The organism is Gordonia sp. SL306 (assembly GCF_026625785.1).
Lineage (GTDB): Bacteria > Actinomycetota > Actinomycetes > Mycobacteriales > Mycobacteriaceae > Gordonia.
The window spans coordinates 2741977-2762392 of the sequence record NZ_CP113063.1; the positions used below are offsets into that span (position 1 = coordinate 2741977).

Genomic DNA, 20416 nt, shown 5'->3' on the forward strand with positions numbered 1-20416 from the left:
TCCACTGATGGTGGACGGAGTGTTACAACAATAAACGGCGTCGTCATCGCCTGGTAACACGAACCCGGTTTCATCGGATCGAACAAAGTCTACTGCTGTTATTCAGACAGAGGCCGAACCCAATTCGATTCCGGAGGATGCAGATGACCGTCGAGAGCACTGACACCACGACACCGTTCCTGGTCACCAGCGACGCCTGGCAGAACCTGCCCAAGATGCCCGACGCGGAGTATCCGGGCACCGAGGGATTCATCGGCGACGTGTACGAGAACCCGCAGGGCAGCGTGATGTGCTCCGGCTACTTCGAGTTGCGCCACACCGACGACCCGCTCTACTACGAGTACGAATACGACGAGATGAAAGTCGTTCTCGAGGGCGAGTTCCTGTTGGAGAACAAGGAGACCGGACAGACGGCGGTCGCGAAGGCCAAGGACGCGATCTTCTTCCCCAAGGGCTCCAAGATCTACTTCAGCACGCCGAGCTACGCACTGGCCTTCTATGCCGGCCACCGCGACGCCGATCTGCTCTGACGTCCGATGTCGCAGATCGCAGTCTCCAGCATCCCCGTCTGGGCGCGACCCGCGGCGCCGATCGGAGGCGATCTGCCCGAGGTGTCGGGCAGATCGTTCCTCCTCATCGGTGTGGGGGACGGCGCCCTCGTCGAGATCGCGCGGTGGAAGGGCGTACTGCCGGATGACGTCGACCAGCAGGTGTTGACCTTCGCCGAGTCCGATCGGGCGGCATCCGCGCTGCGGACTGAGCTGTCCGCTGCCCGTGTCGGTCTCCGGGTGATCATCATCGGGTCCGTCGGTGCGGCGCTCACCCTGCGCGGCGTCGCCGTGTCCGCGGGCCTCGAGGACGACGAGATCTACGTGACCACAACAGAGGTCGGTGACATCGAGGTCTTCTGTACTCACTGTCGCGACGTGACCCCGACGTCGTCGGCGGTCGGCGACACCGTCGTCTGTGGCGGCTGTGACCGCAACCTGCTCATCTACCACCATGTTTCACGGCGGTCCGGCCGGTACCTCGGCTACCTGATCGACGCGGAGACGGCGGTTCTGCCCCGGGAGTCCGCACAATGAAGCTGGTCGTCACCTCGATCGCCGAGGCCGCCACCGGAGTCCGCGACATCACGTTCGCCGCCCCCGACGGCGCCGAGTTGCCGGGCTTCGTGCCGGGCAGTCACCTCGTCGTCGCGGCGGGCGAGAGGACGAATGCCTACAGCTTGACCTCTGATGGCATGGCGCCACAACACTATTCGATCTCGGTGTTGCGGATCGAGAATGGCGACGGCGGCTCCCGATGGATGCACGACCGTGTGTCGATCGGCGACGTCGTCGACGTCGAACTGCCGCGTAGCGCTTTCTCGCCGGCAGCACGTGCCACCAAACATCTCCTCGTCGCGGGCGGTATCGGTGTGACGCCGATCCTCTCGCATCTGCGGGCGGCACGTCGCTGGGCGCGAGAGGTGCAGGTGCTGTACACATTCCGGGAGGGTCACGCCGCGCACGTCGACGAGGTGGTGGCTCTGGCGGGTCGGCGGGCGGAGTTGTTCGCCGATCGCGTGTCGTTCACCGAACGACTCGCCCTCGTGCTCGCCGACCAGCCGATCGGGACCCATCTGTACGCCTGCGGCCCGGCGGGCATGATCGACCACGTGGTCGAAACGGCGGCCACCGTGGGCTGGCCGGAGTCGAGGATTCACTTCGAACGCTTCGGAGCGGATGTGCTCGACGCCGGTGACCGGTTCGCCGTGCGATTGACCGAATCGGGTACGACACTGGATATCCCATCGGGAACCTCGGTCCTCGAGGCCCTGGAGGACAACGGGCTGACGATTCCCAACCGCTGCCGTCAGGGTGTGTGCGGCGAATGCCGCCTACCTCTGTCGGCCGGAACACCGGTCCACCGGGACCTCTACCTCACCGACGAGGAGAAGGGCCTCGGGGACGCGTTCATGCCATGCGTCTCGCGCGCATCCGAAGGCTCCACACTGGAGGTACCACTGTGACCCTTGCACTTCCCGCGCCGTCGTTGGTCGCCGGGTTCCCGTTCCCGTTCGTCGAGGATCGATACCGCTACAGCACCAACGTCGAGCCCGCCGGGCACACCGTCACGACAGCCGCCGGTCAGTGGGGCGACAGCGTCGTCGACATCGACGACGAGTATCACCGCGAACTCGCCGAGCGTGCTGCGGTACTCGATGCCGACGGCACACGCCACGCGGTGCTGGCGCACATGCGGCCTGCGGCCTGGGACGCGATGCTGACCATCATGCGAGAGCTGGCGACGGCCTACCCCGACGCTTTCACGCTCACTGTCGATGGCGGTGAATGGCATTGGCGGAACGGTCTGCTCGACGTCGAGAGCACCTTCGTCTACGGCGACGACTCGACTCTTCCCGTCGAACCGCTGAGGTACATCTGCGGCCAGATCCAGGAGGATGTGGTGCTGCTCGACCAGCGCGACGGGCAACTGTTCGCCGACGCGGGTGTGGTGACCTTCGCGGCCGACTGGAGCTTCGGCTTCGACGTCGGCATGAGCTTCCTGGAGATCCATGGCCCGGTGCCCCGAGTGCGCAACGAGGGTGTCATCACCCGGGCCCACGAGTTCCTCAAGCGGCTGCAACCCCACGATCCGTATCGCCGGACCAACTGGACTCTGACGATCGGCCGGCGCCTTGACGTCTCCACCGAGCACTATCCCGAGTGGGGGCCGGACCGCGAGATGATCCAGCACGTCGACGACGACACCTTCGGCCGGCTCGTTCACCTACGCGTCGAGGTCCAGCACCTGGTCCGTCTCCCTGATTCCGGTGCGGTGATGTTCCTCATCCGCACGTACATGCTGCCGCTCGAGACCGTCGCCACCGTCGAGTCATGGCGCCTGCGCGCTGCCGAGGTCTTCGATGAACTCCCCGACGACATGGCCGATTACAAGGGCATCATCAAGTACAAGGATCGGGCAGCCGACTGGTTGCGGCAGGCCGGCGCGGTCCCCACAACCACCGCGGCCGTTCCGAGCGGTCACGGACTACCCGTGTGGCCGACGACACCGGAGGCGATCGATCCGACGGGGACGTCGTTCCTGGTGGTCGCGATCGGAGTCGAGCGAATCGTCGGGGAGATTGCTCGCGGTTGGGTCTCGGCGGGCGAGGCGCTCGCTCCGACACGACTCCTGGTGCTCGACTCCCTTGTCGCCGAGGAGGATCGCCGGGAGTTGGCGGCCGCATTGGCAGCCACCCGCAACGGGGTCCGCATCCACATCGTGGGCGGACAGTACGACGTGCTCACGGGACTCGCACTCGCGCGTGCGGCGGGCGCCCTGCCCGACGAGCTCTCGGCGTTCGCGAGTCATACTCGCGACCTGCCGCTCTACTGCGCACATTGCCGCGACACCCATCGTGTCGAGGCTGTGCCGGGCGGCGTCGTCGAGTGCCCCGGTTGTGCGCGACGACTCGAGGTGCACGCGCACCATTCGGCCACGCGAGGAAGCTTTCTCGCCTCGTCGGTCGAGGACTCGCAGTGACGGTCGTCGCCGACCCGAGTACGTCGGCACATCGGCACGCCGGATATGCGACGGGAGTGCGCGCGATGCGGGTGGTCGGCGTCGTGCCGCTGACGCCGTCTATCCGCCACTACCGGTTGGTCCCGGCGGACGGAGGTCCGCTCACACCGTACCGGCCCGGCAGTCACTTGATCGTCACGGCGGGTGACCATCGGAACGCCTATTCCCTCGTCGACGACGGCATGCTGCCGACCAGTTACGGGATCTCGGTGCTGCGCCGCGGGTCCGGTGGAGGTTCGGCCTGGTTGCACGACAACGTGTCCGAAGGAGATGTGCTCTACGCAGAGGGGCCCCGGTCGATGTTCGCGCCGATCTGGGATCAGCGTCACGCCCTTCTGGTGGCGGGCGGCATCGGCATCACACCGATCCTGTCCCATGCGCGGTCGATCGCGCGTCTGGGAGGGACGGCCGACGTCGTCTACTCCTACCGATCCGGCAGCGCGGCGCACCTGCCCGACATCCGGGCGCTGGCCGAGAGTTCGTCGGTCACCCTGTTCGAGGTCACCGGGACGCCGGACACGCAATGGTTGCTCGCCGACCGTCTCGCGAACCAGCCCTTGGGTACCCATGCCTACGCCTGCGGACCGGCCGCGCTGCTCGAGGCGTATCAGAGCGCCGCCCGGGCCGCCGGATGGACCTCGGCCAGGGTGCATCTCGAGCGATTCTCGGCGCCGGACCGGTCTCCGGGAGAACCGTTCCAGGTCACCGTGACGAGTACGGGTGCGGTGATCGACGTGCCATCCGGTGTGTCGCTCCTCCAACGTCTCCTCGACCACGGTGTCACGGTCGCCAACCTCTGCCGTCAGGGCGTGTGCGGCGAGTGCCGCATCGGTGTCCGATCCGGCACCATCGAGCATCGGGACCTCGTGCTCGACGACGACGAGCGAGCCGCGGGCGACAGCATGCTCTGTTGTGTCTCTCGTGGCCTGGACATCGAGGTGGACCTGTGACCGTCACCGACGGACGATCTGAGATCGTTGCGGGCCAGCATCTCTCGGGCCCGGTCGACCACCTGGCCAATCTGCCGTGGCCGTTCCCCGACGACCTCGCGGAGTTCCGGTACAGCGTCAATGTGGAGCCCGCTCGTGTCCCTCGGACCACTCAGGGCGGCGAATGGGGACGACACATCGTGGATCTCGGTGGAGCCGAGTATCCGGCCATCATGGCCGAACGCCGCCGGATACTCGATGCGGACCCGCACCGCATCAAGGTCCGTCGTGGAATGGGGCTGGCCTGCTGGGATCTGCTGCTCTACTACCTGCGTGATCTCTCGATAGGTCATCCCGACGTGATGGAACTGACCGAGTACGGCGATGCCCGATTCCATTGGCGCAACGACCTGCTCGGAACGAGCCAGTACTTCGTGCTGAACGACGATGCGTCCCTGCCCCGCGGTCCGCTCGACTTCCTGGCGCGCGAGGTCCCAGACGACCTGCTGCTGGTGATCGAGCGCGATGGGCGACTGCATTTCGACGCGGGCGCTGTCACATTCGCTGCCGCGTGGTCGGTCTCCTTCGACGTCGGCATGGACATGTACGAGATCCACGCACCGGTGCCGGGGCTGATCCGCGAGGGAGTGGTGGCGCGGGCCGAGCAGTTCCTCCGGCGATTGCCGGCCGATCAGGTCTACCGTCGGGTGAACTGGACTTTGTCGGCGTCGGATTCGCCCACGCTCGACGTGAGTCTCGAAGAGTTGCCGCAGTGGCGGGACGACATCCCCCGAATGGTCGGCGACAAGGACTTCGGGCGCGCTCGCCTGCGCATCGAGCTCGAACACTTCATCCGGCTCCCGATGACGGGTGCCGTCACCTTCAACATCCGTACCTTCATGGCGTCGCTGGAAGAGGTCAGGCGTATCCCGGCGTGGGCCGAGCAACTCGCAACCGTGATCGAGACCCTGAGTGAACCCATCGCCGCCTACAAGGGGTTCCTCGATTACCGCGACGACGTGGTCGCGTACCTCCGCGGGCGCTGACGCCCGAACATCCATCCGCCATCCGTCCACCCGGTCCACCGTCAACTCACACCGAAAGACACACTCATGGAAGCAGTTCTCTCCGCGCACGCGGACCTGTCCTGGATGCTCGCGGCATTCGTCTTCGTCCTGCTCATGTTTCCCGGCCTGGCGCTCTACTACGGCGGCATGGTCGGCGCGCGCAACGTCCTCAACATGATGACGATGGTGCTGGCGACCCTCGGTATCACCTGCGTCCTCTACGTCCTGTTCGGGTACGGGCTGGTCTCCGGGCCGTCGGTGAAGGGCTGGGGGATCATCGGGAACCCGGCCGATTACATCGGACTGGGCAAGTGGATGTCCGACGACGGGTCCGGGGGTATCCAGGTCCTCTACGTCGCCGCCTGGTTCATCCTGTTCGCCGCGATCACCGTGGCGATCGTCGCCAGCGGTGCCGCCGGCCGGATGAAGTTCACCGCGTGGCTGGTGTTCGCACCGATCTGGCTGACACTGGTCTACTTCCCGGTCGCACACTGGGTGTTCGCCGCCGACGGTGACGGCTACAGCGGCGGTTTCCTGTTGAACGACATCAAGATCCACGACTACGCCGGTGGGACCGCGGTGCACATGAACTCCGGTGTCGCGGCCCTCGCGCTGGCTCTGGTGCTCGGTGCACGGCATCGGCGGATGGAACGACCGCACAATGTCCCGCTGGCGTTGCTGGGCGGCGGCATCCTGTGGTTCGGCTGGTTCGGCTTCAATGGAAGCTGCGCGGGCGGCGCAAACTTCCTCACCCAGTTCGTCATCCTCAACACGTTGCTCGCGGGTGGGGCCGGCATGATCGGCTTCTGCATCATCGAGCGCATCCGTGAAGGTCACGTGACGTCTCTGGGCATGATGACCGGAGCCATCGCGGGACTCGTCGGCATCACGCCGTCGGCAAACACGATGAGCCCCGTCGGTGCGCTCGGCGTCGGGATCGTCGCAAGCGCCGTGGTCGCCCTGTGCCTGAGCTTCAAGAGCAAGTTCAAGGTCGACGACACCCTCGACGCGTTCGCCGTGCACGGTATCGGCGGCATCGTCGGCACTCTCTGCATCGTCCTGTTCGCGTCGGGCTCTGCACCGGCGGGGGTCCAGGGCATCCTGTTCGGCGGCGACTTCGGGGTCTTGTGGCGCGAACTCGCCGGCATCGTCATCACCTGCACCTACTCGTTCGTGATGACCTGGCTGATCGCCAAGGCCCTCGACAAGGTCATGGGGTTGCGGGTGGACGAGGAAACCGAGATGACCGGCCTGGACTCGACCATTCACGCCGAGACGGCATATGAGATCCCGGCAGCCGGTGTCGGTCACGGTTCCGGATTGACGGAGGCCATGATCGGGCGGGCCTCGGCGGCCGAGCCGGAGGACGTCACACAACCTTCCCGAGGCCTCGCGACCTCCTGAGTGACCGGTGCACAGCTCCCCTTCCTCCCCTCGCGGGGAGGGAGGGGAGCTCTCTCGTTCCGACCCTCGCAAGCGACACCAACAGCTCACGCCGGCGTAACGGGATCGAAACACCGGGGCTGTCTACTAGAACTAGACAAAGGTTCACAACAGTAGACGTGCTGAACGCATCGCCCTCACCTGGAGAGACATGACCATGACCGACACCCACGACCTCGCCGACCTCTGTGCGGCCGCCGGGACGAAGTTCATCCTGGCCCTCTTCGTCGATCTTCGGGGCAAGCCGTGCGCCAAACTCGTGCCGGTCGAGGCGGTCGACGAACTCGCCACCGACGGTGTGGGTTTCGCCGGCTACGCGGTGGGGGCCATCGGCCAGGAGCCCAAGGATCCCGATCTGATGGCGATCCCGGACACCTCGTCGTTCCTGCCCATCCCGTTCATCAAGGAGGGCCTCGCGATCGTCCACTGCGACCCGCACGTGGAGGGCAAGCCGTGGCCGTTCGCGCCGCGCAACATCCTCAAGTCGCTGGTGGCACAGGCCGCCGACGCCGGGTTCGAGCCATGGGTCGGCGCCGAGGTCGAGTACTTCCTCCTCAAGCGCGGCACCGACGGCTCGCTGATCACCGCCGACGCCGCCGACGACTCCGACCAGCCCTGTTACGACGTTCGCGGGCTGACCCGCATGTACGACCATCTGACCGCCGTGTCGACCGCCATGAATCAGCTCGGGTGGGGCAACTACGCCAACGACCACGAGGACGGCAACGGTCAGTTCGAGCAGAACTTCACGTATGCCGAAGCGCTGACCACGGCTGACCGGGTCATCACGCTGCGCTACCTGCTCTCGACCATCGCCGCCGAACGCGGGATGGTCGCGACCTTCATGCCCAAGCCGTTCGCCGAACGCACCGGCTCCGGGCTGCACCTGCATCTCTCGCTGACGTCGGGCGGGGCGCCGGTGTTCGCGGGCTCGCCGGACGAGGACGAGCGGGGTCTCGGCCTCTCGCCCACCGCTTACGGGTTCGTCGGGGGAGTGCTCGAACACGCGTCTGCCCTGCAGGCGGTGATGGCACCAACGGTCAACTCGTACAAGAGAACCGGCGCCACCGCGACCCGATCGGGCGCATCCTGGGCGCCTCGTCGGCCGACCTATGGCGGCAACGACCGCACGCACTACGTCCGGGTCCCCGACGACCAGCGTGTCGAGCTGCGTGGTGGGGACGGTTCGGCGAACCCCTATCTCGCCATCGCGGCCGCGCTCGGAGCCGGGCTCGACGGCATCAAGCGCAGTCTCGACCCCGGTGCGATCGGCACCTGCCCCGATCATCTCGGAGCCTTGCCGCTCACCCTGTTACACGCCGTTGAAGCCCTCGACGACGATGCGGTGGTCAGCGGGGTGCTGGACGCAGCGGTGCCGGATGACTGGGCCGACGGCAACGCTCCTGTGTCGGAATACTTCTCGCGCCTCAAGCGAGAGGAATTCTTCGCCTGGCATGCCACGGTGTCGCCGTGGGAGATCGACAACTACCTGACCGCCTTCTGACACGAGGAAGAGACAAGACATGTGCGGAATCGTCGGGTTGCACCTGCGCAACCCCGAACTCCATCCCCGGCTGGGGGAATTGCTCAGCGGCATGCTGGGCGAGATGCAGGACCGAGGCGCGGACTCGGCAGGCATCGCCGTCTACGGTGATCCGACCTGGTCCCCACCCGGCCAGGGCTGCGTCTCGATGCTCGAGACCGGTGTCGACGACATCGCCACCGCGGCAGCCGCCGTGAGCGATGCACTCGGATCACCCGTGGCCGCACAGCTGGTGGACAACACCCTCCTGCTGACGGCCGCGTCGGACTCGGAGGAGATCCTCTCGGCGGCGAGATCGGTTTACCCGGACGCTCTCGTCGCCGGATTCGGTGCCGACCTCACCGTCCTCAAAGGAGTCGGCGCGCCCCGTGACCTGGTGCGCGCCTGGGATCTACCGAATGCAACGGGCTGGCAGGGCGTCGGGCACACCCGGATGGCGACCGAATCCGCGGTGACACCGTCGGGTGCGCACCCCTACGCCGTCGGACCGGAGCAATGCCTGGTCCACAACGGCTCCTTCGCCAATCACGCGAGCATCCGCCGCGATCTGCGCGCCGCCGGAATCGAATTCGACAGCGAGAACGACACCGAGGTGGGTGCCCGCTTCGTCGCGCATCAGCTCGCGCAGGGCCGGGACGTCGAGACAGCGCTGAAGGAGGTGTGTGCCACCTTCGACGGCTTTTACACGTTGCTGGTGTCGAATCACGATTCGTTTGCGGTTGTACGTGACGCCATCGCGTGCAAGCCGGCGGTGATCGCCGAGACCGACGACTGGGTCGCCATGGCCAGCGAGTACCGCGCGCTGGCCGATCTGCCCGGTGTCGAGAACGCACGTATCTGGGAACCCGAGCCGGAGGTGGTCTACGCATGGACACGTTGAATCCCAACAACATCTTCGACCTCGCCACCACATCGCTGCGCGACGTCAACGCGGCGCTGCACAGCGACGAGATCGCCGGCGAGATCGTCGTCGAGAACCCGTCGGGTGCGCACAGCGTGGCGGCCGGGGTCAACGCGCCGGTGAAGATCACCGTCAACGGTCATGTCGGTTACTACGCCGCCGGGATGAATCAGAAGGCGGAGGTCGTGATCAACGGCAACGCCGGAACCGGTGTGGCAGAGAACATGATGAGCGGAACCGTGGTGGTCAAGGGCAACGCCTCGCAGTCCGCGGGAGCCACCGCGCACGGTGGCCTGCTCGTGGTCGAGGGCGATGCCGCGGCGAGATGCGGCATCTCGATGAAGGGCGCCGACATCGTCATCGGCGGGAACGTCGGCCACAACAGTGCCTTCATGGCGCAGGCCGGCCGTCTGGTGATCCGCGGGAATGCCGCTGACGGACTGGGTGATTCGATCTATGAGACGCGGATCTACGTTCGCGGGGAGGTCGGGTCGCTCGGTGCGGATTGTGTGTCGAAGCCGATGCGCGCCGAACACCTCGAGGAACTCGCCGGCCTGCTGAAGGCCGCGGGATTCAAGGATGACGACCCCGCGGACTACACCCGCTACGGTTCCGCCCGCGAGCTCTATCACTTCCGCGTCGACAACTCGTCGGCGTACTGACCGCGCGGTGGTCTCGATACGCCACTCACTCCGTTCGCGGCTACTCGACCGGCGGAATGGGCGCGCACACCGCTGATCCCGACCGCCCCCGGACCGCTGATCGAGTAGGCACCGAGCGTAGCGAGGCGCCGTATCGAGATCACCCCCCCCCAACCACCGGAGAACACCATGACCGACAACCTGACCGTCGAACAGCGCGGCCTGCGTGAGTCCGCCACCTTCGACCGCACCACGATCGCCGCCATCCAGCGGGCCGCCGAGACCGGCATCTACGACATCCGCGGGTGGGGTGCCAAACGGAAGCTGCCGCATTTCGACGACCTGCTCTTCCTCGGCGCATCGATGTCGCGCTACCCGCTCGAGGGCTACCGCGAGAAGTGTGACACCGACGTCGTCCTGGGCAGCCGAAACGCGAGATATCCGCTGCACCTGGATATCCCGGTCACCATCGCGGGCATGAGCTTCGGTGCGCTGTCCGGCCGGGCCAAGGAGGCGCTGGGCCGCGGTGCGTCGGAGGTGGGCACCTCCACCACCACCGGTGACGGCGGGATGACCACCGAAGAGCGCGGCCAGTCCAAGAACCTCGTCTACCAGTATCTGCCGTCGCGCTACGGCATGAACCCCGACGACCTGCGTCGCGCCGACGCCATCGAGATCGTGCTCGGTCAGGGCGCCAAGCCCGGCGGCGGAGGAATGTTGCTGGGACAGAAGATCTCCGCACGGGTCGCCGGAATGCGGACCCTCCCCGAGGGGATCGACCAGCGCAGCGCGTCGCGCCATCCCGACTGGACGGGTCCCGACGACCTCGCGATCAAGATCAACGAACTCCGCGAGATCACCGACTGGGAGAAGCCGATCTATGTGAAGGTCGGCGCCAGTCGCACCTACTACGACGTCAAACTCGCCGTGCATTCGGGAGCCGACGTGGTGGTGGTAGACGGCATGCAGGGGGGAACGGCCGCCACCCAGGACGTCTTCATCGAGCATGTGGGCATCCCGACCCTCGCCGCGATCCCGCAGGCGGTGCAGGCTCTTCAGGAACTCGGTGTGCACAGGTCCGGAACGAACGGAAACGGTGGAGTCCAGCTCATCGTCTCCGGTGGCATCCGCAACGGCGCCGATGTCGCGAAGGCTATGGCCCTGGGTGCCGACGCCGTCGCGATCGGCACCGCGGCCTTGATCGCACTCGGCGACAACGACCCTCGTCATGCCGCGGAGTACGAGCAGATCGGATCGGCCGCAGGCTATTACGACGATTTCCAGGACGGCCGTGACCCGGCAGGCATCACCACGCAGGACCCGGACCTGGCCGCACGGTTCGACCCGGTCGAGGGCGGGCGCCGGCTCGCCAACTTCCTGCGGGTGATGACCATGGAGGCCCAGACGATCGCCCGCGCATGCGGCAAGGCGCACATCCGGCATCTGGAACCCGAAGACCTCGTGGCGATCTCGATCGAGGCGTCGGCGATGGCCAGGGTGCCGCTGGCGGGCACGAGCTGGATTCCCGGGGCGGGGCTGTGAACGCACGCGGCGGTGACACCGCATCGATCGTCATCGTCGGAGGCGGGCTGGAAGGAGTCGCCGCCGCGTGGGCGCTCGGTCAGCGGGGTATCACCGACGTCGTCGTGTGTGAACGCGACACCGTCGGCGCCGGGATGACCGGCAAATCGTCGGGGATCGTGCGCTGCCACTACGGCGTGAGTTCGCTTGCCGCGATGGCGGCGACGGGTCTCGAGGTGTTCGAGAAGGCCGAGGAGATCTTCGGTACCGACATCGGGTTCCGCCAGACGGGCTACGTCGTCGGAGTGGGGGCGGCCAACGTCGACAATCTCCGAAAGAGCCTTGCGGCGCAGCGTGAGGTCGGGGTGCAGACCGAGGAGATCGATCGTTCCGACGTCGCTGAGCTCTGGCCGGCCGCCGATCTCGACCCGTTCGCCGCGTTCGGGTGGGAGGAGCGCGGAGGCTATGGCGACGCCTATCAGACCGCCCAGGCGTTCGCTGGGTCGGCGCGTGCCGCAGGCATCCGGATCCGGCAGTCCACCGCGGTGACGAGACTGCTCGTGGACGGCGAGAAGGTCACCGGTGTGCAGCTCGCCGACGGTTCGACGATCTCCGCGGACATCGTCGTCGTCGCGATCGGTGTGTGGACGCGGCCGTTTCTGGCCGCGCACGGCATCGATGTCCCGATCGAGGTGCACAGGGAGCAGATCGTGATGATCCATCCGGGCATCGAACTCGGGCCGGTGCCGGTGTTCTCCGATCTCGTCTCGCTGCAATACGTGCGGCCAGACGTGCGCGGTGAAATCCTCTTCGGCAACAGCGACCTGGCCGAGCTCGAGGACGCCGACGCGGACAATTACCTCAATCGCGCCGACGAGGCCTTCCTCGACCTCACCGTCGACAAGGTCGGCACGCGCTTCCCGGCGTTCACCGACGCGGCGATCACCAGCAGCTATGCCGGATGCTACGACGTGACGCCCGACTGGAACCCGATCATCTCGGCCGGTCCGCTCGACGGCCTGGTCATCGCGGCAGGGTTCAGCGGACACGGTTTCAAGATCTCGCCGGCCGTCGGACGCCTCGTCGCCGACATCGTTGTCGACGGGCACAGTACCGACCCGAGGGTCCCGGAGACCGACTTCCGGCTGTCACGGTTCGCCGAGGGTGATCCGCTCACGTCCCGGTTCCCGTATGTGGGTGCGGGCGAGATGCGCTGACGGGCCCCGCGCCCGGCCCCGGCCCCGCCCTCGCTCCCGGCCCTCGCTCCCGGAAAAGCGCCCCAGAAAAGCGCCCCAGAAATGCGCCCTCTGCAGGCTCGTGGCGGACGATATGTCGACGGCCTTGGTGAGGTGGGTGGATTTCGGGGGCGCTTTTCCGGGAACGGGGGGCCGGGCCCGGGAGGCCGCAGACCCGTTCTCCACAGACTCCGAATGGTCCACAGATCCGCGCGACCACACGTTCTGGACGCTACCGGCGACCTGATGCCCGCGAGACTGACAGCGTGGATTTCGACACGCTGATCGCTCGGTTCGGCGGAGTTGTGTCGACGCGCCAACTGATCCGCGTCGGCTATGACACCGAGGCGATCAGGGCAGCCGCCGACGACGGCACTCTGATCCGGCTCAGGCACGGGTGGTACGCGGTGGCCGCCGCGGACGCTGAGGTCGTGGCAGTGGTGGAAGGCGGTTGTCTCGTCACCTGTGCCTCCGCGCTACGACATCACGGCCTGTGGGTTCCGGAAGGCTACGACGGGTTGCACGCGAGGCTCACTCGCTATGGGCGACGACACGCGCCCGACAGCTGCCGCCGATACGGGCGTCCTACACCGGCGGACGGCGCGATCGATGACGTCGCGACCTCTCTGCAGTACGCGGCGCGATGTCTGGACGAGGAGGGCTTTGTCATTGTCTGTGATTCGGCGATGAACCTCGGAAAGATCACCCCTGACGACCTCGTGGACGAGTTCCGGCGCGGGCCCGAGTCGATCAGGCGGTTGGTCGACAAGTGTGATCGTCGAGCGGCGTCGGGGACCGAGACCGCGGCACGCCTGCGACTGCGCGCGGCCGGGCTGAACGTGCTGGTTCAACACGAGGTGCCGGATGTGGGGTGGGTCGATCTGCTGGTCGGTGAGTGTCTCGCTGTGGAACTCGACAGCCGCGACCACCACACAGGTGTCACGAACTACGAATCGGATCGTCGGCGTGATCGTCTGCTGATCGCCGATGGCTACATCCCGTTGCGGCTCACCTACGGTCAGGTGTTCCGGCACTGGGACACCACCTACGCGGACATTGCGCGGATCATCCGCAAGCGTATCCACCGACGTCGGACCGGGTGAGCGACGAACGTCAGCAAGTGCGCCCTGCGGGGGCGGTCCCACAAAAGCGCCCCAGAAAAGCGCCCTCCTCAAGTCCGCCGCGCCCATAGTGCGTCCGGCTAGCCTCGGACGGGCGCAATTCTGGGGTGCTTTTCTGGGAACTACCCGATGATGACCCGGTACGTGCGGACGGCCCGACGAGGCCGAGTTTCACTCAGTGAAAGCCGCGGGTCGACATTTGTGAGCGCGGACTCATACCGTTCTGAGCATCGCCACAGATCACACGAGCGGAGACGAGATGAGCACTACGACCACGACCCAGGTGGCCATCGTCGGTGGTGGCCCGGCGGGGCTGATGCTGTCGCATCTGCTGCACGTCGCCGGGATCGAGAGCGTGGTCGTCGACAATCGTACGGTCGAGCAGATCGAGACGACGCACCGTGCAGGCATCCTCGAGCGCGACAGCGTCCGACTGCTCGTCGATTCCGGTGTCTCGGACCGCGTCCTCACCGAGGGGCACGAGCACGAGGGGATCTCGCTGAGGTTCGGTGGGGTCAGCCACCGTATCGACTTCCAGAAACTGGCCGGGGCGTCGTGCTGGCTCTACCCACAGACCCAGGTGTTCGTCGATCTACATCGCGCGCGCACGCGGGACGGCGGCGACCTGCGGTACGGCATCACCGACACCGAGGTCAGCGGTGTGCTCGACAGCCCGATCGTCCGCTTCACCGACGCCGACGGCGGACGGCATGAGATCTCGGCCGACCTCGTCGTCGGTGCCGACGGTTCGCGCAGCATCTGTCGGTCCCTCGTCGCCGACGCGCATCAGTACTACCGGGAGTACCCCTTCGCGTGGTTCGGCGTGATGGTGGAGGCGCCGCCGAGCGCCCCGGAACTCATCTACACCCGCTCGGCCCAGGGTTTCGCGCTGATCAGCCAACGGACCGACACCGTGCAGCGCATGTACTTCCAGTGCGATCCCACCGAAGACCCTGCCGAGTGGTCCGACGACCGGATCTGGGAGCAGCTGCACACCCGGCTCGCCGGATCGGACGGATTCCGGTTGAAGGACGGTCCCGTCCTCGAGCGAACAGTGTTGCCGTTCCGGAGCTTTGTGCAGTCACCGATGCGCCATGGCAACCTCCTGCTCGCCGGCGATGCGTCACACACGGTGCCTCCGACGGGTGCCAAGGGTCTCAACCTCGCCCTGTCCGATGTGCGGGTGCTGGCCGAGGAGATCGAGCGTGCCGTGCAGAAGGGCGACGACGACGCTCTCGACAACTACACCGACCGCGCGCTGTCGCGGGTGTGGAAGGCCCAGCACTTCTCCTACTGGATGACCACGATGCTCCACAATTCCTCGGACGCATCGGAATTCGACGAACAGCGCCAACTCGGAGAGCTTCAGTCACTGGTCTCCTCGGAGGCCGGCTCCACCTATCTCGCAGAAGGGTACACAGGATGGCCACACCATTGATCACGGGCGCGGACGAGGAGCCGGAGGTGTTCGACGAGCACGGGCAGATCTCGTCGGACGCCGCGCAGGGTACGCAGCAGCAGATCAGCGACGAGATCGCGCGGATCGGTGCGGATCACGCGTCGTCCCTGTCGGCGGGTGAGGCGCCGGAGACCGCTCCCCGGCTGAACTATCCGCCGTACCGGTCGAGCCTGCTGCGCCACCCCACCAAGAACTTTCACCACTCCGACCCGGAAGGCATCGAACTCTGGTCGCCGGCCTTCGGCCACCGCGACGTCGACCCGCTCGAGGCCGACCTCACGATTGCGCACAACGGCGATCCGATCGGCGAGCGCCTCGTGGTGACCGGACGCGTGCTCGACGGTGACGGACAACCGATCCGCCACCAGCTCGTCGAGGTCTGGCAGGCCAATGCGGCCGGACGTTACATCCACAAGCGTGACCAGCATCCCGCGCCGATCGACCCGAACTTCACCGGCGTGGGCCGCTGCCTCACCGACGACGACGGGTGGTACAAGTTCACCACCATCAAGCCTGGCCCGTACCCGTGGAAGAACCACCACAACGCGTGGCGCCCGGCCCACATCCACTTCTCGGTGTTCGGTACGGCCTTCACTCAGCGGCTGGTCACCCAGATGTACTTTCCGGGTGACCCACTCTTCGCGTTTGACCCGATCTACCAGGCGATCGTCGATCAGCAGGCCCGAGAGCGACTCGTCGCCACCTACGACCACGATCTGACCCAGCACGAATGGTCAACCGGATACCGTTGGGACATCGTGCTCACCGGAAGCCGGCAGACCCCGATGGAGGATGACCAGTGACCCTCGCACCCACGCCGGGCCAGACCGTCGGTCCGTTCTTCCACTACGCTCTGCCGTTCGACGGCGGTGCGGAACTGGTGCAGGCCGGCCACCCCGATCGGATTCGGTTGCATGGCACCGTGTTCGACGGCGCAGGCGATCCGGTGCCGGACGCCCTGATCGAGATATGGCAGGCTGATGGCGCGGGCAACGTCAGCCAGGAGCCCGGATCTCTGCGGCGAGACGGCTTCACGTTCACCGGATTCGGCCGCGTACAGACGGACCGGACGGGCCACTACACCTTCGCGACCCTCGCCCCCGGTGCGGTGTCGCCGGGCGCAGCGCCGTTCTTCGCGGTCTGCGTCTTCGCGCGCGGCCTGCTCGATCGGCTGTTCACGCGGGCCTACCTGCCCGACAGTGCACGCACCCTGGCATCGGATGCGCTGCTCAACTCGGTGCCCGAGGAACGGCGGTCGACCCTGATCGCGACCGCCGAGGACGACGGGTACCGGTTCGACATCCATCTCCAGGGCGAGGGTGAGACCGTCTTCCTCGATCACGGCGGACGATGATCCGTGCCTGATCTCCTCTGGCCCGGCGATCATCATGCCGGTGATATTCTCACCGACGTAGCAATTCTCGACGCCATGCTGCAGGTGGAATCGGCCTGGTCGGCGGCGCTCGTCAAAGCCGGGATCGCGCCGACGGACGCAGTGGTCTCCGTCGACACCCTCCGTGGTCTGATCGCCGACGGCGACATCGAGGGAATCGCCGAGGAAGCGGAATCCGGTGGCAATCCGGTGATCCCGCTCGTCCGGCGGCTACGTGACGGGCTCGGTTCGTCGACGGTCGGCACGTGGCTGCATCGCGGGCTCACCAGCCAGGATGTGATCGACACAGCGCTGATGCTCTGTATTGCAGTGGGTTTCGATGCTGTTCGGATCGAACTCGACGCTCAGGTCGGGGCACTCCTACATCTCGCCGACGACCACCGCCACACGAGGTTGGTGGCACGCACGCTCACCCAACACGCGGTCCCGATGACCTTCGGACTCAAGGCGGCACAATGGCTGCACGGGGTCCTCGATGCCCGCGGGCAGGTCGCGGGTCTGACCTTCCCGGTTCAGATGGGCGGTGCGGCAGGGACATCGGCGGCCGTCGCCGAACTCTCGGGGCGTGGGGCGGATGCGGGTCCGATCGCGGTCCAGACCGGGGCGGTCGCCGCGGACATCCTCGGCCTCGCACCGGTGGCGCCATGGCATTCCGTCCGCACCGCGGTCACACGCAGCGGCGATGCGGCGGTGGGCTGCACCGACGCCTGGGGCCACATCGCCAACGACGTGCTGGTGCTGTCGCGCCCCGAGATCGGCGAGCTGTCCGAAGGTTCCGGCGGCTCGTCGTCGACGATGCCGCACAAGGCCAATCCCGTTCTGTCGGTGCTCATCCGGCGAGCGGCATTGAGCGCCCCGCCGCTCGGTTCCACTCTGCATCTGGCGGCCGCGGATGCCATCGAGGAGCGCACCGCAGGCGCGTGGCACGTCGAGTGGGATGCGCTGCGGACGTTGGTCCGGAGGACCGTCGTCGCGGCGCGGCAGACCAGTCGGCTCGTCGCCGAACTGGACGTCCACGGCGATCGGATGCAGGCGAACCTGGCGGGTGCGGGGGCGGCGGTGACATCGGAACAGGAATCGATGTCGACGGTCGTCGGGCACGCGCCGGGACCGGAGTATCTCGGCGCCACACAGCAATACATCGACGCCCAGCTTGCACGGGCTCGGCGCGTCATAACGGAAGGGGCTTGATGTCCAAGTACGACGATGGAATGGCGGTGCGCCGCGAAGTCCTCGGCGACGCGCATGTCGACAAGGCGACCGCGGCGATCACCGACGTCACACGCGAATTCCAGGAATTCATCACCGAATACGCGTGGGGCAGTATCTGGACCAGGCCGGGACTGGACCGTCGGAGTCGGTCGATGATCACCCTCACCGCACTCATCGCCCGCGGGCACCACGAGGAACTCGCGATGCATCTGCGCGCGGCACTGCGCAACGGGTTGTCGCGCGACGAGATCAAAGAGGTCATTCTGCAGTCGGCGATCTATTGCGGGGTGCCGGACGCCAACACGGCATTCCGGATCGCGGTCGGTGTGTTCGCGGAGGTAGACGAGGCAGCTCGCTGATCGGCTAGCCTGAGTTTCACTGAGTGAAACGACGGGCGGTACGACGATGGCGGGCAACACGGGGAGTCCAGGTCAGTCGGTTGCGGCGCGAGCACTCGCGGTGCTGGGAGCCTTCGACCGCGCGCACCGCGCTCTCACCCTGACGGAGATCGCCGAGCGGGCTCAACTGCCCCTGCCAACTGTTCACCGGCTGGTCCGGGAACTCGAGACGTGGGGCGCACTGACCCGACGCCCGGACAACCGATTCGTCGTCGGTCGGCGGCTGTGGGATCTGGGTCTGCTCGCGCCGATCCAATCGGGGATCCGTGAGATCGCGGCGCCGTTTCTGCAGGACCTCTACGCCGCGACCCTGGCCACGGTGCATCTCGCGGTCCGCGACGAGGCTCAGGTGTTGTACCTGGATCGGCTCTCCGGCCGGGCGTCCGTGCCGGTGGTCAGCCGCGTCGGGAGTCGCTTGCCGTTGCACTGCACCGGCGTCGGCAAAGTCCTCCTCGCACATGCTCCCGACGACATCCGTCGTACCGCGATGGAGGATCTGACGCCGATGACACGGCACACGATCGTCGCGGCGGGTGTCCTCGACCGGCAGCTACGGCAGATCCGCCAGCAGGGCTACGCGACCACGGTCGAGGAGATGACTCTCGGCGCTTGTTCGGTCGCCGTCCCGGTGCGCCGCGGCGACACCGTCGTCGCCGCTCTCGGTGTGGTGGTCCCGACGCTCGGGCGTAACCGGCCGACTCTGGTCGCGGCGGCACAGGTGGCAGCGCGAGGTGTCGGCAGAATGCTGCCCGACACCTCGCCATGACGGTCGGCCATCGCCGCCGATCGTGCACAGAATCGCGCCGATCGTGCGAGCCTTCACGGGTATGCGCACGATGGGCGGGAAACTGCGCACGGTGGGTGGGGAGGTACGCGCGCCCGGCCGCCGAGTCAGGTCGGCGGCTGATCGAGTGCGCTGAGGAACCCGTCGATCCGGGGCCACGTCTGGGCGGCGGCATCCGAACCGGCGATGAGGCCGAGATGGCTGGTCTCGACGGTGGTGAAATGGACGTGCGGTGAATCGCCGAACAACTCGACTCCGTGGTGCGCGCCGGACCAGCTGACGATCGCGTCGCGATGGCTGCCGAACAACTGGATCGGTACCGCGATGGACGTGAGGTCGACGATCCGGCCGTCGAAGTCCAGTACGCCACGGGCGATCTCGTCTCGGTAGACGAGGTTCTCCCACATCTGTTCCGACAACCTGCCCGGATAACCGGGCATCGCGTCCTGGAACCAGTCGATCACCTGCATGCGTGCCAAGGCCTCGGTGTTGTCGGCGTTGCGCAGGATGTAGCCGGGCTTCTTGAGCTCCCGCTGCCATGCCGTCGCGCGGTAGGCACCGCGCACCAGCGGTGCGGGGATGCCGCCCATGCCCTTGAGTGCGAGCCGGACCGGTGTGGCGCCGATTGGCCGGGTCACCTGCTTGACCAGGGGGTAGGGCGGTATCACCGAATAGTTCAACGGGGTGGCGACCGCCGTGACGGACCGCACCGGCAGTTCGGGATGGGCGGCGACGGTGAACAGGGACACGGTGCCGCCGAGGCTCCACGCCACGAGGTCGAGCCCGTCGGCCGCGGACCCGAAGTCGTCGATCACGCGGCCGACCGCCTCGGGGATGATGTCGTCGAAGATGTCCTCGAACCCGAGATGCCGATCGGAGTAGCGCATCTCGCCGAAGTCCACCAGATACGGCACGCGGCCGGTGGAGAGCAGGAAGGCGACCAGCGACATGTCCGGTGACAGGTCGTAGCAGCGGGCCGGGACGGCCAGCGGCGGCACGAGAAGCACTGGGGGCCGGCCTGCCGATCGCGCGGCCGCGAGGTCGGCGTCGGATCCGTATCGCACCAACCGACGATGCGGACCGTCGGCGATGAGTGTGTGCGGGGTCGGTTGATCGTCGACGACGCGTTCACCGCGGGTCAACCGGTACAGGGTGCGGACGCCGTCAAACATGCGTGTGTTCCACCGTCGAGTCAGTCA

20 protein-coding genes are annotated in these 20416 nt (G+C 66.8%); 19 read left to right on the forward strand and 1 reads right to left on the reverse strand.

What is annotated here, in order from left to right:
- The first annotated feature begins 143 nt into the window (after positions 1-143).
- The 19 genes from OVA31_RS12520 (at position 144) to OVA31_RS12610 (ending at position 19199) form a co-directional block, all read left to right on the forward strand.
- Positions 144-530, forward strand: coding sequence for a cupin domain-containing protein (locus tag OVA31_RS12520; RefSeq protein ID WP_267626989.1), 387 nt, complete (start codon positions 144-146; stop codon positions 528-530).
- Positions 531-536: 6 nt separating this feature from the next.
- Entirely contained in the window at positions 537-1085 is a 549-nt protein-coding gene (locus tag OVA31_RS12525) for a dimethylamine monooxygenase subunit DmmA family protein (protein WP_267626990.1), read from the forward strand.
- Entirely contained in the window at positions 1082-2014 is a 933-nt protein-coding gene (locus tag OVA31_RS12530) for a PDR/VanB family oxidoreductase (RefSeq protein ID WP_267626991.1), read from the forward strand. The genes OVA31_RS12525 and OVA31_RS12530 overlap by 4 nt, the downstream gene beginning before the upstream one ends.
- Positions 2011-3531 (forward strand): heme-dependent oxidative N-demethylase family protein, encoded by a 1521-nt coding sequence (locus OVA31_RS12535; RefSeq protein ID WP_267626992.1) that lies wholly within the window; start codon positions 2011-2013, stop codon positions 3529-3531. Before OVA31_RS12530 ends, OVA31_RS12535 begins: the two co-directional genes overlap by 4 nt.
- Positions 3528-4520, forward strand: coding sequence for a PDR/VanB family oxidoreductase (locus tag OVA31_RS12540; RefSeq protein ID WP_420714015.1), 993 nt, complete (start codon positions 3528-3530; stop codon positions 4518-4520). The genes OVA31_RS12535 and OVA31_RS12540 overlap by 4 nt, the downstream gene beginning before the upstream one ends.
- Complete coding sequence (locus OVA31_RS12545) at positions 4517-5545, forward strand: heme-dependent oxidative N-demethylase family protein (protein ID WP_267626993.1); 1029 nt, start codon at positions 4517-4519, stop codon at positions 5543-5545. The genes OVA31_RS12540 and OVA31_RS12545 overlap by 4 nt, the downstream gene beginning before the upstream one ends.
- 66 nt (positions 5546-5611) lie before the next feature.
- Positions 5612-6970, forward strand: a complete 1359-nt coding sequence (locus tag OVA31_RS12550; protein WP_267626994.1) for an ammonium transporter — start codon at positions 5612-5614, stop codon at positions 6968-6970.
- Between the two features lie 196 nt (positions 6971-7166).
- On the forward strand, positions 7167-8513 hold the full coding sequence (gene glnT, locus OVA31_RS12555) for a type III glutamate--ammonia ligase (protein WP_267631503.1): 1347 nt from the start codon (positions 7167-7169) through the stop codon (positions 8511-8513).
- A 19-nt stretch (positions 8514-8532) separates the two neighbouring features.
- Positions 8533-9432: a glutamine amidotransferase gene (locus OVA31_RS12560; protein WP_267626995.1), complete on the forward strand. Its 900-nt coding sequence runs from the start codon at positions 8533-8535 to the stop codon at positions 9430-9432.
- Positions 9420-10115 carry a protein glxC gene (locus OVA31_RS12565; protein WP_267626996.1) on the forward strand — a complete coding sequence of 232 codons (696 nt, stop codon included), beginning with the start codon at positions 9420-9422 and terminating at the stop codon, positions 10113-10115. Before OVA31_RS12560 ends, OVA31_RS12565 begins: the two co-directional genes overlap by 13 nt.
- Positions 10116-10283: 168 nt before the next feature.
- A complete protein-coding gene (locus OVA31_RS12570; RefSeq protein WP_267626997.1) occupies positions 10284-11636 on the forward strand; it encodes an FMN-binding glutamate synthase family protein in 1353 nt (450 codons plus the stop codon).
- A complete protein-coding gene (locus OVA31_RS12575) occupies positions 11633-12832 on the forward strand; it encodes an NAD(P)/FAD-dependent oxidoreductase (RefSeq protein WP_267626998.1) in 1200 nt (399 codons plus the stop codon). The genes OVA31_RS12570 and OVA31_RS12575 overlap by 4 nt, the downstream gene beginning before the upstream one ends.
- Before the next feature lie 284 nt (positions 12833-13116).
- On the forward strand, positions 13117-13953 hold the full coding sequence (locus OVA31_RS12580) for a type IV toxin-antitoxin system AbiEi family antitoxin domain-containing protein (protein ID WP_267626999.1): 837 nt from the start codon (positions 13117-13119) through the stop codon (positions 13951-13953).
- Positions 13954-14230: 277 nt separating this feature from the next.
- Positions 14231-15409: a 4-hydroxybenzoate 3-monooxygenase gene (locus OVA31_RS12585; RefSeq protein ID WP_267627000.1), complete on the forward strand. Its 1179-nt coding sequence runs from the start codon at positions 14231-14233 to the stop codon at positions 15407-15409.
- Entirely contained in the window at positions 15394-16233 is an 840-nt protein-coding gene (pcaH, locus tag OVA31_RS12590; RefSeq protein ID WP_267627001.1) for a protocatechuate 3,4-dioxygenase subunit beta, read from the forward strand. Before OVA31_RS12585 ends, pcaH begins: the two co-directional genes overlap by 16 nt.
- Positions 16230-16784, forward strand: a complete 555-nt coding sequence (gene pcaG / locus OVA31_RS12595; RefSeq protein ID WP_267627002.1) for a protocatechuate 3,4-dioxygenase subunit alpha — start codon at positions 16230-16232, stop codon at positions 16782-16784. The genes pcaH and pcaG overlap by 4 nt, the downstream gene beginning before the upstream one ends.
- Before the next feature lie 3 nt (positions 16785-16787).
- Positions 16788-18014 carry a lyase family protein gene (locus tag OVA31_RS12600; RefSeq protein ID WP_267627003.1) on the forward strand — a complete coding sequence of 409 codons (1227 nt, stop codon included), beginning with the start codon at positions 16788-16790 and terminating at the stop codon, positions 18012-18014.
- Entirely contained in the window at positions 18014-18394 is a 381-nt protein-coding gene (pcaC, locus tag OVA31_RS12605) for a 4-carboxymuconolactone decarboxylase (RefSeq protein WP_267627004.1), read from the forward strand. Before OVA31_RS12600 ends, pcaC begins: the two co-directional genes overlap by 1 nt.
- 46 nt (positions 18395-18440) lie before the next feature.
- Positions 18441-19199: an IclR family transcriptional regulator gene (locus OVA31_RS12610; protein ID WP_267627005.1), complete on the forward strand. Its 759-nt coding sequence runs from the start codon at positions 18441-18443 to the stop codon at positions 19197-19199.
- Positions 19200-19324: 125 nt separating this feature from the next.
- Here the strand turns inward: OVA31_RS12610 and OVA31_RS12615 are convergent, their stop codons facing one another.
- Positions 19325-20389 (reverse strand): alpha/beta hydrolase, encoded by a 1065-nt coding sequence (locus OVA31_RS12615; protein WP_267627006.1) that lies wholly within the window; start codon positions 20387-20389, stop codon positions 19325-19327.
- Between the last annotated feature and the right edge of the window lie 27 nt (positions 20390-20416).